Source organism: Pseudomonas persica, from assembly GCF_900291015.1.
In the GTDB taxonomy this organism is placed as follows: domain Bacteria; phylum Pseudomonadota; class Gammaproteobacteria; order Pseudomonadales; family Pseudomonadaceae; genus Aquipseudomonas.
In genome coordinates this window covers 152,056-164,713 of sequence record NZ_OLKL01000020.1, presented here as the reverse complement: position 1 = coordinate 164,713, position 12,658 = coordinate 152,056, and the positions used below count along the sequence as shown (strand labels likewise).

12 protein-coding genes are annotated in these 12,658 nt (G+C 57.6%); 3 read left to right on the top strand and 9 right to left on the bottom strand.

Features of this window, described 5'->3' with window-relative positions; genetic code table 11:
- Positions 1-68: 68 nt before the first annotated feature.
- On the bottom strand, positions 69-380 hold the full coding sequence (locus tag FQ664_RS11030) for a chorismate mutase (RefSeq protein ID WP_144171999.1): 312 nt from the start codon (positions 378-380) through the stop codon (positions 69-71).
- A gap of 200 nt (positions 381-580) precedes the next feature.
- On the bottom strand, positions 581-1,498 hold the full coding sequence (locus FQ664_RS11025; RefSeq protein ID WP_218570403.1) for an SDR family NAD(P)-dependent oxidoreductase: 918 nt from the start codon (positions 1,496-1,498) through the stop codon (positions 581-583).
- Here FQ664_RS11025 and FQ664_RS11020 point away from each other — a divergent pair.
- Positions 1,497-2,405 carry a LysR family transcriptional regulator gene (locus tag FQ664_RS11020; RefSeq protein ID WP_144171943.1) on the top strand — a complete coding sequence of 303 codons (909 nt, stop codon included), beginning with the start codon at positions 1,497-1,499 and terminating at the stop codon, positions 2,403-2,405. The two genes, FQ664_RS11025 and FQ664_RS11020, sit on opposite strands and share 2 nt — an antisense overlap.
- Before the next feature lie 172 nt (positions 2,406-2,577).
- On the opposite strand, the gene FQ664_RS11015 is transcribed toward FQ664_RS11020, so the two are convergent.
- From FQ664_RS11015 to FQ664_RS10995, 5 genes are all read right to left on the bottom strand, one after another.
- Positions 2,578-3,732, bottom strand: coding sequence for a winged helix-turn-helix domain-containing protein (locus FQ664_RS11015; protein ID WP_144171942.1), 1,155 nt, complete (start codon positions 3,730-3,732; stop codon positions 2,578-2,580).
- A 30-nt stretch (positions 3,733-3,762) separates the two neighbouring features.
- Entirely contained in the window at positions 3,763-4,158 is a 396-nt protein-coding gene (locus FQ664_RS28085) for a GFA family protein (RefSeq protein ID WP_144171941.1), read from the bottom strand.
- Between the two features lie 141 nt (positions 4,159-4,299).
- Positions 4,300-5,100, bottom strand: coding sequence for a GNAT family N-acetyltransferase (locus FQ664_RS11005; RefSeq protein WP_144171940.1), 801 nt, complete (start codon positions 5,098-5,100; stop codon positions 4,300-4,302).
- Complete coding sequence (locus FQ664_RS11000) at positions 5,091-6,635, bottom strand: FAD-dependent monooxygenase (protein WP_144171939.1); 1,545 nt, start codon at positions 6,633-6,635, stop codon at positions 5,091-5,093. The genes FQ664_RS11005 and FQ664_RS11000 overlap by 10 nt, the downstream gene beginning before the upstream one ends.
- Positions 6,636-6,887: 252 nt before the next feature.
- Positions 6,888-7,925: a sterol desaturase family protein gene (locus tag FQ664_RS10995; protein WP_144171938.1), complete on the bottom strand. Its 1,038-nt coding sequence runs from the start codon at positions 7,923-7,925 to the stop codon at positions 6,888-6,890.
- 244 nt (positions 7,926-8,169) lie between these two features.
- Between FQ664_RS10995 and FQ664_RS10990 the strand changes: the two genes are divergently transcribed.
- Together FQ664_RS10990 and FQ664_RS10985 are read left to right on the top strand one after the other, a co-directional pair.
- Positions 8,170-10,581: a TonB-dependent siderophore receptor gene (locus FQ664_RS10990; RefSeq protein ID WP_144171937.1), complete on the top strand. Its 2,412-nt coding sequence runs from the start codon at positions 8,170-8,172 to the stop codon at positions 10,579-10,581.
- A 258-nt stretch (positions 10,582-10,839) separates the two neighbouring features.
- Positions 10,840-11,709, top strand: coding sequence for an AraC family transcriptional regulator (locus FQ664_RS10985; RefSeq protein WP_144171936.1), 870 nt, complete (start codon positions 10,840-10,842; stop codon positions 11,707-11,709).
- 32 nt (positions 11,710-11,741) lie between these two features.
- Here the strand turns inward: FQ664_RS10985 and FQ664_RS10980 are convergent, their stop codons facing one another.
- Complete coding sequence (locus FQ664_RS10980) at positions 11,742-12,263, bottom strand: hypothetical protein (RefSeq protein WP_256675917.1); 522 nt, start codon at positions 12,261-12,263, stop codon at positions 11,742-11,744.
- Entirely contained in the window at positions 12,221-12,508 is a 288-nt protein-coding gene (locus FQ664_RS10975) for a type II toxin-antitoxin system TacA family antitoxin (protein WP_144171935.1), read from the bottom strand. The genes FQ664_RS10980 and FQ664_RS10975 overlap by 43 nt, the downstream gene beginning before the upstream one ends.
- Positions 12,509-12,658: the final 150 nt, after the last annotated feature.

Here is a 12,658-nt window from a genome sequence, read left to right as displayed (position 1 = left end):
GATTGCGGCGTCGAGCCAGAGATAGAGGGAGTGACAAAGCGGCGGGGCTGCGGATGAGCCCCGCGTTGTCAGCAAGATGCTGAAGGCTCGTTGCTCAGCTTCGCATGGGTAGCCAGCTCTTCAGCGATGAAGGCCGAGATCATCGCCCGATAGACCTGTTCCACGACCTCAGCCGAGGCACCGGTTTCGTCGGCCATTTCACGAACCTTCTTGATCACTTGCTCGACCCGAGCAGGCGCACGCACATCATCGGTGGTTTTCTTGAAGCCCGCAGCTTGCGTCACGAGGTTCCCACGTTTGGCGAGAAGAGAAACGAGGCTGCGGTCGATTTCATCGATCCGTTGGCGGACCTCGTCCAGAGAGGTGCAACGTACATCCATTTGCTTGACATCCTTTTCATGAGCCTGTGCTTGATTGGGACAGGCAGTTGCCAGTGGTTCAGGCATGCATTGTAGCCGCTGGTGATCGAAGCTCCATTCCCTTTCAACAGCGCAAAGCCGAGCAGCCCGTGTACTGTTGAGCCTGCCTGCGACGAAGCCGTTTCAGCCTTTGTCAGAGAGCAGGCTTTTAACGCAACGGATCACGCGATGGTTTGGACTGTCCCGCCTTCTGCACGAATCGCCGCACCGTTGATCGCAGCAGCGCGCTCACTGGATAGGAAAGCCACCACATTTGCCACTTCGGCAGGTTTGGCCAGGCGATAAATCAGCGAAGAAGGACGATTTTCTGCCATGAACTTCTTCTCTGCTTCAGCGTAAGGCAGTCCCGGATTCACAGACTCGATGAAGCTTTTCAGGCTTTCTGTTTCGGTAGGCCCTGGCAGCACCGCATTGACGGTGACCGATGTTCCCTTGGTCAGCTCAGCCAGACTGCGGGAGACCGACAATTGCGTCGCCTTGCTCGCACTGTAATGAGCCATCGCAGCCATTGGCGTCAGCGCGACTTCACTTGAAATGAAAATCACCCGACCATGGCCGCGCTCCAGCATGCCCTTCATGTAGATCCGGGCCAACCGCACCCCACTCCAGACGTTGGTCTCGAACATGCGCTGCCAGTCTTCGTCGCTGGTACTGAAGAAGTCGCTCAGCGCGTAGGTACCCATGTTGTTGATCAGAATATCGATGTGCGGATATGCGGCGGCAGCGACCGACTCACCGCCAGCTTGGCTGACATCTGCCACCAGTGGTAGGGCACGCCCCTCACCAAACCGATTATTCAACTCGCTGACTCGCTGTAGCACACCAGCTTCGCTACGTCCGTTAATGATCACGCGGGCGCCGTCTTCCAGTAGCTGTGTGGCGATGGCCAAGCCGATGCCTGCAGTGGAGGCACTTACCAACGCAGTCTTGCCTTCTAACCCAAGGTTCATTCTCTTCTCCGACGAGGTATTTGAGGTGTGGATCAATTCGCTGGGGCAGTATGAGGGGCTTGGATTGCTTTGATTAGTGCAGGTAATGGCATAGCATTGCGGAATAAAATTCACAGGCAAGATAGTCATGGACAGTCGCAGCGGAGAGATGCTGGTATTCACCAAGGTCGTTGAAACCGGTAGTTTTTCAGCGGCAGGGAAGCTTCTGAAGCTGTCCCCTTCAGCAGTCAGCAAACTCATCACCCGACTTGAGGAGCGCTTAGGCGTGCTGCTCTTCGAGCGCTCCACTCGACAATTGGCAATCACGGGTGAGGGTGGAGGCTTCTACGACAGTTGCGTGCGCATACTCAACGACATCGAAGAAGCAGAGAACAACGCTGTCGGCTCCTCTGCTACCCCCAGCGGTGTCCTGCGGATCAATACCTCGGTGCCTTTCGGCACGCATCAGCTATTGCCGATTATCAGTGACTTCAACCTGCTGTACCCCAACATTACCCTCGACCTGTCGCTGACAGACGCGTTGGTAGATCTGAGGCGTGAACGCATGGATGTAGCGATACGTATGGGGCCGTTGGACGACGCCAGCTTCCGCGCACGCGCATTGGGTAGCAGCCGCCGGGCAGTGGTGGCTTCACCGGCGTATCTGGCTTGCCATGGTGTACCGAGAACACCGCAGGAACTGGAGAGTCATCGCTGCTTCAATTTCAACTTCCGCCGATCCCGCGACGAGTGGCCGTTCAAAGTCAACCAGCAAACACAGTACCTGGCGGTGCGCGGCGATATGCTGACCAACAATGGCGAAACCATGCGCCAGATGACGATCAATGGGTTGGGGATCAGTCGGCTAGGGCTGTTTCATATCGCCGACGATTTGAAGGCGGGCCGGCTCGTCGAACTGCTCGCTGATTTCAATCCAGGTGACACTGAAGAGATCCACGCGATCTTCAATAGTCAACGCTACATGCCGCAGCGCGTACGGGTCTTTATCGACTTCCTGGTTGAGCGAATCGGGCCGTTGTTGCGCTCACTAGGCTAACACAAGGAAGGCCACCGTCTGGGTTGTCGCCAAGGGTATTGCCCGCATTGCAGCCCTTGATTCATGGCCGTCGTAGGTCGATAGGAGCTGCAGCTTTCGACCGCCCCATAGCGGTCATTCGTGCATGTCAGCTGTCGGCCAGAAGCTCTTCAAGGTAAACCATCAGAGCCCTTCATCTAAAGTCGCGCGGCACATAAGCGCAGCCACAGAAGCTGGCGAGCTTGTTTAATGCGTCATTCAGCAATGTTGTAAGCCGGACGGTATGCTTTGCACGACTCTCAAAATGCAGGCTGATGACCTCAAAGCGATTTGCAGCTCGGTCAGCTTTGCAGTCGACTCGACCAATAAAATTCCCTTGCCAAAGGACCGGCAGGCAAAAATAGCCGTATCCGCGTTTAGCCGCAGGGGTGTAACTTTCGAGCCGGTAGTCAAAACCGAACAATTGCGCTAAGCGCTCTCGATGGATCACTGCGTTGTCGAACGGCGAGAGCAGATGGACTTGCGCACTGGCTTTGGCATCACACCCCGCGCCCGCCTGTGCGATGACATAAGCGTCGGGCATCCCAGGAGCATTCACGCGGGCCAATTCGCCGGTCTCCACACGGGCCTGCAATAGCTCTCGCATTGCATTACGCAATGGTTGTCCGGTGCGCAAGTGCATAAGCTGCTTCCAGGTGACGATTCCATGGGCACGGACTGCGTTGTCAAGCAGATAGGCAGCCATCTCACCGGCTGACGGTTCTCGAAGATCCAGGCCATCTGGCAACAACTGCTCAGGCAATACATAGAGTTTTTCCATGCCTCTGCGCTCGCGGATCATCAAATCGCCTTGCATGAACAACTTGTCAAGCGCACGTCGGCCAGGCCCATGGTCCCACCATGAACCCTTACCTTTGCCCCACTCTCTGAGGTCGCGTGTGCGCAGCATGCCTTCACCTCGCACCCGGTCCAGGATTTCCGCCATCAACTTGGCATTTACATTCCTGAAATAGGGACTCTCACCACGCCGAAAATACAGCATGCGCGGCAATGCAAAACGGTAGTCTTGAATCGGCAGATAAGCGGCAGCGTGAAACCAATACTCGAAAACCTGCCCAGTACACGTCAGCTGGTTGAGATAGTCCAAGGAATACCCGGGGACGCGACTCCACAGGATGTGATGATGTGCTCTCTCAACGACAGACAGCGTGTCGATTTGCACATACCCTAAATGCTCTATAGCGCGGAGCGTGCCCTCAAGACCATGGCCAAATGCCTTGCTCGAACCTAGTCCTTGATGATCCAGAGCCAGTCGCCGCCAATAAGTCAGGTTAGATTGAGTTGCCACATTCGATCCTTCGTCGGGGCGCGTACCGTCTTATTGGTGTGGATGTTCCGGAAACTGCTTCGCGCTGTCGCAGATGTCGTACCAGCTTGGCTTTTCCTTGACGAATTCATGGAAGAGATTGGTGATTGTCAATGCGTCATCGATGCAGTTCGCAGCCACGGGAAACGACTCGGCGGTTGACGTCACCTCGCCCAATGCTGTTCCACAGTGTGAACAGAAGCAACGGTTGTACTTGTAAGGTGCTTCAGGCTTGAAGGTGGTGATGGAATCTGAGCCGGAAATCAGCTCGAACGATGAGCGCTTTACGAAGACGAAGGTACTCGCCCCGACCTTTCTGCAACGAGAGCAATGACATGTTCCCATCATTGTTGGAGGACTCGACACCAGGAACCTCACAGCTCCGCAGCAGCAACTACCTTTAAGCATGGGTTTTCCTCAAAAATGAACAGCAACTGTATATAAATACAGTACAGATTGAAAGAGTGCCTCTGCAAAAATTTCAGGATTCTCAGATGGAGGAAGGGCAGCTAACGGCCAGAAGCGGACAGTCGCATCCAGCCAGTTATCTCAAACATCTGACAGACGATAGAGTGCTTGGGCATGAGATACCGCCAAGCCTGCACGCAGCAAATTTCGGCGGCTTTGGGAACCGGCCAGTGCGGTTGCAGCAACCCAGTGACAACCGTGCTTCTTTGCTTGCTCTATACGGTGAGAGATTAGCGCTCCGTGATAGCCGAAGCCTCGCGCGTCCCTTTGGGTTGCAGCCGTGCCAAGGTAGGCGATGCCATTACTGGCCAGGAACATTGATGCCCCTGCTACGACGTTCCCGTCCACGCTGAGCACGTAGAGCCTCAGACGTCCACCTGCCCCCATCCCGGCAAAAGAGGCCTGATTCAGCAGCCGGTGTTCCGGTTTGGTATGAAAGGCACCTGCGTGTACATCAGCGAACAGAGCCAGGGTCTGCGACGTGACTTCTTCGATCTCGAATGGGTGACGACTCAGCACCACTTTTTCAATGGCGCAAGCAAATTGCAAGTGACTCCATCCCCTTAAACGTTCAAGTCGCACGTCTCCCACAAAAGCGTATCGCCCCAACGCCGAAGGTTTTCCAACAAGGGGGGTTACCGTTGAGAGCTGCGCTGACTCGTCAAGCAGCCTCAGGAGCGCCGAAGGTGCGCGAGCGATGTCACCGTAGATGCGATTCAGCATTGGGCTGGGATAAGCTTTTACATGAAAGCACGGGAAGTCTACGTTGAAAAAAACGTGCGCATCGTAGGGATTTCCGCTTATACCTAGCAGCGTCTCAACGCGTGAACATAAATACTCGCTTTCAGCAGCCTCAATTTCATGAACCCGTGCTACATCCATGATGTGACATCCTTGATAAAGGTTCCGTGCTCCTCGAAATATCGGCTCAATGTGGATGCTTCCCCCTCAGGATCAGCCAGCGCGACATAGGTATCCGGCCGTAACAGATAAGTAGCATTTCTGGCAACCCCGGCTTTCTCGTACGCATGCTCCCAAGCAAAAACATGCAGTGCAATGCCGTGCTTTGAGCACCATTGGACCAGGTCTGCCCTGGCCTCGCCATAAACGTGCACTTGCCACTCAATAGCTGTCAGTGAATCGTAGTTGTCTGCCATGCCCCCTGGCAGCCAAGGCAGACGATCGCCGCCCTGCACCTCACCTGCCTTACCTTGACTCAGCGGGCTGTCGCGATAATCAAGGGAGGTTTGCGAAACCACCCGGAACAGGTACTCACGCACGTTCCCGCTCTTGTACGCAACGCTGGCGAAGATCGGCGCGATGCGCGTGCGCACAAAGTCAGCGAAGCCGCCCTGAGCGGTAACGAAACTGAACAGTTTGTCGGTTGTCTCCACCAGCTTGCGGGCAAATGCCTGGCGCTCGAGCTGATAGCTGTCGAGTAACGTATCGGGCGCCTTGCCTTTCACCACCGCTGCCAACTTCCAGGCCAGGTTGTTCGCGTCCAGAATGCCGGTGTTCATGCCCTGCCCACCTGCCGGGCTGTGGACATGCGCAGCATCGCCGAGCAAAAACGCTCTTCCACGGCGGAAATGATCCGTGACACGATGATGAACCCGGTAGGTGGAAAACCAGTTCACCTCGGTAATCTTGAGGTTCAAGCCGTTGATGGCATCGTGGGCAACGTCCGCGAACGTCAGATGCTCAGGATGCTCGGCACGCTCGTCTCGCACGGTGCCGATCAGGCGGTATTGGTCCTTTTCGCCATAGCACAGGAGCAGCACAAAGTCGGACTTGTCAAAAGCGATATGTGCCTCACCCGCAGGTTCGACGCCGGTTACCCTGACATCCGCGACATAGAACAGGTGTTTATAGGTGCCGCCCTGGAAACCGCTGCCGATCTGATGCCGAACGAGCGACCGAGCGCCATCACATCCCGCCAGGTAAGCCGCAGTCAAGGCCCCTTCCCGCCCATCAGCCTGTTTCAGAATGGCGGTGACATGGCTTTCACCCTCTTCGAAGGACAGCAGTTCGGTCTGCCACTCCACGTCCACGCCAAGTGAATGGAGCTGCTGCACCAGTAATCGCTCATGGCGGTCCTGGGGATAGATCAACACGAAGGGATACGCTGAAATCTCTGCACCTGCATCCTTCAAGGGGATGCGCGCTCTGCGGCTGCCTCGGGCCCACAGGTTCATGGCAGGTGTTTTATAACCAGCATCTATCACTGCATCGGCCATATCGAGTTGGCGATAGAGCTCGAGCGTGCGGGCTTGAACAGCCATGGCGCGGGAGGCTGCGCCTGGACCACGGCTCTTGTCGACGATCCTTATGGCGACGCCTTGTCTGGTGAGCCAAAGCGCCAAAGCCAGCCCGGTAGGACCAGCTCCAACAATGAGAACGTCGGTTTGCGCCGCCATGATCTCACCTCGAAGATAAATCACTACAGAGTCATAAATGTTCCTGAGAGCACGTAAAGTCAACAATTCATAGGTCGCTCGCTATCAATGCCTGGGCTGGCGTCATCGCGGGCACGCCCGGTCCCACAGAACCGCACATAACTTATTGAATCAGCCGCTCCCACTGGGTACGCGGAGCGCTTGCGAAATCAGTTCTTTTGGAGAGCCGCTACTGGACTTCCTTGGCGACGAATTTGCCAACAGCGGGATCAGCTAACGGCCCGCCCTGCCGGACGCGCCGAGCACAGCCTTGCGCTGGCGTTTCGCCAGGACCTTACGGCCTGTATCGACAAAGGGCGTGACGATTAGGCTATAGACCGTCAGGTAACGCTGGTGGTCTTGTGCTCCGATGCCAAAGCGGATGTTTTCGGGCGTTGATGTGGTGACATAGAGCGTGCCGAACATCCAGTCCCAGAGGGACAGGTTGGTGCCGAAGTTGCGGTTGAAATGGCGGGGGGCGTCACTGTGATGGATCTGGTGCTGGGCGGGGCTGTTCAACACATGTTCCAGCTGCGGGCCGAACGACAGCCAGACATGGCTATGCCGCAGGTTGGCCGCCAGGCTGTTGAAGATGAACACCAGGTAGGTCACGCCGAACAGGGTGTAGCGGCTGACTTCACCGCCGCAAACGTACCAGAAGCAACCGGCGTAAAGGCCGATGCCAATGCCGGTGCTCAGCTTCTCGACGATCTTTTCCACGAAATGCACCCGGCTCGCCGTCGCCGGCACCAGCACGGGTGCCGAATGATGAACCTTGTGAAAGGCCCAGAGCCAGCGGGAGTGAAAGGCCCGGTGCGCCCAGTAATGGATGAAGTCCTTGAGCAGGAACACCCCCAACCCGTAGAGCAGCGACAGTACGAGGTTCTCGCCGAGGCGCGGGCGGGCGCCCCAGAGGTGGCTGAAAAAGGCCAGGTAATCGCCGGAGCGCAGGATGTAGGGGTCGACCAGATGGACGATGGGCAGCACCAGCGCGACCTTGAGAATGGCGCGCACGAAGTAGTAGCGGTAATCCAGCAGTGCCGAGGCATGCAGGTGTACCCGGGCGCCGCCGATGAATTGCCAGAACGAATGGGCGTCGCTCAGGCCGCGCGGCTTCCTGAAGCGGAACAGGCCATAGGCGACGCTATAGGAAATGCACAGGAACAAGACCCCGAAACGGCCGTTCAGATTGAAAATGCCGAGAAACTGCTCGGTAACAGGCGCGATCACCCACTCGGTCAGGTGCTCATAGACAAGCGACAGGGCATCCACGAAACGACAGCCTCGGCAAAAGGGACGCAATTGTAAATCAGATTGATTTACTCAAGTGGTTTTATACATGGCCTAGTGCTTCAAGCACCTGGCAATGGCTTGCCCCTGCCCGCAAAAACACAAGGCACCGATTGACATCTGCAGGAGGAAAGATAACTATCCGGCCGAATTTATGAGAAGCATTATTATTATCAATACGCTTCTCATAATGGTGCCCGCATAATCCATCGAAAGGAGCCAATGGATGTCCGCCTGTTTTTCTCCCCCCGCCTTCAGCATTCGCCAAGCCGCGCTGGTGGCGAGCCTTTCGGGCTCGCTGCTGGCCAGTGCCAACGCCTGGGCCGTGCCTGTCAGCTACAGCATCCCGGCGGGGCCGCTAGGGGCTGCCATCAACCAGTTCGCCACGGCGAGCGGGGTGATTGTCAGCTTCGGCAACGAAGAAGTCGCTGGCCTGCGCAGTGAGGGACTGCAGGGCAGTTACGAGCTGGAGCAAGGCCTTGCGCAACTGCTGCAAGGCAGTGGCCTGCAGGTGCAGCAAGCGGGAGCCAAGCTCTACATGCTGACCCGCCCCAGCCAGGATGGCACGATGGAGCTCGCTGCAACGACGGTATCCAGCGTGGGGCTGGGTGCCACCAGCGAAGGCACTGGCAGCTACACCACAGGCTCGGCCAGCACGGCAACCGGGCTGCGCCTCTCGGCACGCGAGACACCACAGTCGATCAGCGTGGTGACCCGCCAGCAGATCGAAGACCAGAACCTGAACGATGTTGCCCAAGTACTGGAACAGACCCCAGGCGTGGTCGTCGACAGCATGGGGCCGGCCGGCAGCGACGCCAACCATATTTACGTACGTGGCTTCGAGGTCGGCACCATCCAGGTCGACGGCCTCAACCGGCCCGACAGTTTTGGCTTTCGCGATGACCTTGCCGACATGGTCTCGTATGACCGCGTCGAGGTGGTACGCGGGGCCACGGGGCTGATGTCCGGTACCGGTGACCCCGGTGCGACCGTCAACCTGATTCGCAAGAAGCCGACGTTTGAAACGCAACGCAAGCTGACCCTGAAAGCAGGCTCGTGGGACACCTACCGCACCGAGCTGGACGTGTCCGGCAAGTTGTCGGAAAGCGGCCATGTACGCGGGCGCCTGGTCGCCTCGAACACCGACAGCCAGAGCTACGTCGACCGCCAGTCCCTGGAACGGCAAGTGGCATACGGGGTGCTGGAATGGGACATCACCGACAGCACGATGCTGACCGTGGGGGCGGAGTATCAGGAAATGGACAACGACGGCGCCGGTAACCACGGCTTCCCGATGTACAACTCCGATGGCAGTCACTTCAGCCCTTCCCGCTCGTTCAATTCGGCCTCTGACTGGAGCTACCACAAGCGTCGCACCAAGACGCTGTTCACCACGCTGGATCACGACCTGGCCAACGGCTGGCACCTGAAATTCAACGCTGAGCACAGTCGCCGAAGCTATGACGACGTATTTGCCACCGCCGCCAGCGGCACCGTCAAACCTGATGGCAGCGGCATCCAGACTTGGACTGGCCGTTGGGCAGGCGAACCTCGGCAGACCTCGTTCGACCTGTCGGCTACGGGCCCGTTCGAACTGTTGTCGCGCGAGCACCAGGCGTACGTCGGGCTAAGCCACTACCGGGCCTACTTCCGCAACAATGGCTACGATCTGTGGACGTATCAGGATATCGACAACATCCATGACTGGGATGGCTCGTTGCCAATACCTGACGCCATCTACAACAAGACGACGGAGGATGCGCTGGATGAAACCCAGGACGGCCTGGTGGCTTCGGTACGCTGGAGCCTGGCCGACGACCTGTCGCTGATTACCGGCGCACGGGTGATCGACTGGCAACGTGACGAAACCCACGAGAAGCTGGCGAGCGGTAAAACCGAACGCACCTCGCAAAACGAAACCGGGATCGTCACCCCTTACGTCGGGCTGGTTTACGACATTGACGACAACTGGTCGGCCTATGCCAGCTACACCACCATCTTCAATCCGCAAGACAAACAGACCGCAACGGGTAGCTACATCGACCCGTTGGAGGGCGTGAACTACGAGCTGGGCCTGAAGAGCGAGTTCTGGGACAAGCGCCTGACTGCTGCACTCAGCGTGTTCGAAGTGCACCAGGACAACCTGGCCGTGGCGGACGGCGACAACAAGGCGCCGGACGGCAACCAGGCCTACCGTGCCGAGTCCAACACCAAGACCCGCGGTTTCGAGATGGAAGTGGCGGGCGAGGTCCTGCCTGACTGGCAAGTGTCGGCCAGCTACACCTATGCCGTGAGCAAGAACGCGGATGGCGACCGCCTGCTCACCGAAGTGCCGCGCGACACCCTCAAACTGTTCACCAGCTACCGCCTGCAGTCACTGCCACAGTTGAAAGTGGGCGGTGGTGTGCGCTGGCAGGGCGCAGAGTACAAAAAAAGCGCAGGCCCCCACCGCGAAACCTTCACCCAGGACGCCTACAGCGTGGTCAACCTCATGGCGCAATATGCCTTCACGCCGCATACCAGCGTCTCGCTGAACCTCGACAACGTGTTCGACAAGACCTACTACACGGCAATCGGCTCACGTGGCTGGTATGGCAGCCCGCGTAGCGCCACGGCCACGTTGGTGTACGCGTTCTGAGCCAGCCGCAGAGACTGGTCGCAGTTCTGCTGCGCCCGGTCGACTGATCATGCTGGGGCAGTTACGCTGGCGCTTTCGACCTGCACGGATGCGCCAGTGATCGTACTCACCCTCCTGCCCTCCCCTGCGAACATCGGCAACGCCGGTACCATCCACAGCACGGTCAAGACAATCCCCGATAGAGCAATCACGGCTAGGCACCTCCGTGCCTGAACAACGGATGCTAGCGCTTACCGCACCTTCCGGAGATTCCGTTCGTTGACTGACTCACAGCACAACCCAACCTACGCAAAACGGTTCGAAGCCGTGCTTGTCTATATCGACAGCCACCTGGAAGGTGACCTGTCGGTAAATGCCCTGAGCCGCATCGCCCACTTCTCGGCATTTCACTTCCATCGGCAGTTCACGGCATACATCGGCGTTCCGGTTTCACGGTATGTGCAACTGATGAGGCTTCGACGCGCAGCGCATCAACTGGTCGCCTCGCCTGCCATCTCCGTGCTGGAAGCAGCTTTCGGCGCCGGCTTCGAAAGCCCCGAAGCCTTTTCCAGGGCCTTCAAGCGTGCTTTTGGCATGGCGCCGAGCGTATTCGCCAAGGCCCCGAACTGGCAGGCCTGGAGTGCGGCTTTCGTTGTTCCCCACCTTTCCAGGAGCATCACCATGCAGATCCGTATCGTGGATTTCGCCGAAACCCATGTGGCCGCGCTCGAACACCAAGGGGCGCCCGGCCTGGTCAGTGAAAGCGTCGCGCGTTTTCGCCAATGGCGCATTCACAGCGGCCAGTCACCGGTGGCCAGCAGCCGAACCTTCGGCATTCCCTACGACAACCCCGACACCACCCCGGCGCACGCCTTTCGCTTCGCCGTGTGTGGCGAGATAGACGAAGCCGTGCAGCCCAATGATTTCGGCGTGCACGAACGCGTCATCCCGGCAGGCCGCTGCGCCGTGATCCGGCATACCGGCTCGCCTGACTACATTGGTGAAACCATCTATCCGCTTTATCGGGACTGGTTGCCTTCGAGTCACGAGGAACTGCGTGATCATCCGTTGTTCTTTCACTACTTGAGCGTGTATCCGGAAACGCCGCTGGAGCAATGGCAAACGGATATCTACGTGCCGCTGAAGTAAGTTGGCTGGTGGGCAGAGACGGCCACCATGACCTAGCGCAAGGACAACATCATGGTCAGCGGCGACAAATCGGGACACCTTACAAACCCGGCCTTGCTGGCATAGAAGTCTGCAAGCGCTTCATTAAGCGGATGAACCAGAATCGCCGATGAAGCCACCAGCTCTGTGGACGCCATGACCCGAAAAATCGCATCCTGCAACAACCCTTCGGCAAACCCGTACCTCTGAGCCACAAGGGTCACCCCCATCCGACCCAGAATGGTCACGGGGTGTACGGACGGCGTATTGCGTTGCAGCTTCCTGGGCAACACCGACTGCCGCGCAATCGAACCGCTGGACAAGGTGTAAAACCCTGCAACTTGTCGGGTACCCTTGAAACATGTCACATACACCACCGCCAGTTTTTCTTGCTGGGCCTTTCTTGCCCGCTTGTGAAGGTACTCGTTGATAGAGCGCTCGCCACAGTCAAAACCCGAGAAATCATGGGCCTCATTCAGCTTTACCGGCTTGCTTAGCTCCACGGGGCGGGTTTGGACATGAGTTTCTGTAGGCACTTGTTATCCTTTAACGCGTTCTGCTCCAGTGCCTGTTCGAAGCGATCGAAGGCCTCGTCGCCAAGCAGGAACAATTGGCGGTCCATGATCACCTCTTCCGCTCGCTTGCAGGCAGCATCGACGATGAAGCTGGTTCTGTCTGTTCCTAGCAGCTCGACAGCCGCATCGATCAGGCTACGTTTCCTGATATCTACCCGCATGTTGATCGGTACGGGCTTTTCACGCTCATTGGTTTGAGCCGACATGACTGTTTCTCCATGGCTGTGGAGCGATCTCCACACAGCAACGGTAGCAGCCCGTGTAGCTAACGTCTACACACATGCATCAGTTTGACTCACTCTCCCAGAACCATAAAAGCGAGCGGTCGACCTGACGCCTGACGGATACCAGGCTGC

Coding starts and splice junctions, on each gene's coding strand:
- FQ664_RS11025 (WP_218570403.1), bottom strand. CDS start 1,498: ATGACTATCTTGCCTGTGAATTTTATTCCGCAATGCTATGCCATTACC.
- FQ664_RS11020 (WP_144171943.1), top strand. CDS start 1,497: ATGGACAGTCGCAGCGGAGAGATGCTGGTATTCACCAAGGTCGTTGAA.
- FQ664_RS10990 (WP_144171937.1), top strand. CDS start 8,170: ATGTCCGCCTGTTTTTCTCCCCCCGCCTTCAGCATTCGCCAAGCCGCG.
- FQ664_RS11030 (WP_144171999.1), bottom strand. CDS start 380: ATGGATGTACGTTGCACCTCTCTGGACGAGGTCCGCCAACGGATCGAT.
- FQ664_RS11000 (WP_144171939.1), bottom strand. CDS start 6,635: ATGGCGGCGCAAACCGACGTTCTCATTGTTGGAGCTGGTCCTACCGGG.
- FQ664_RS28085 (WP_144171941.1), bottom strand. CDS start 4,158: ATGCTTAAAGGTAGTTGCTGCTGCGGAGCTGTGAGGTTCCTGGTGTCG.
- FQ664_RS10975 (WP_144171935.1), bottom strand. CDS start 12,508: ATGTCGGCTCAAACCAATGAGCGTGAAAAGCCCGTACCGATCAACATG.
- FQ664_RS11005 (WP_144171940.1), bottom strand. CDS start 5,100: ATGGATGTAGCACGGGTTCATGAAATTGAGGCTGCTGAAAGCGAGTAT.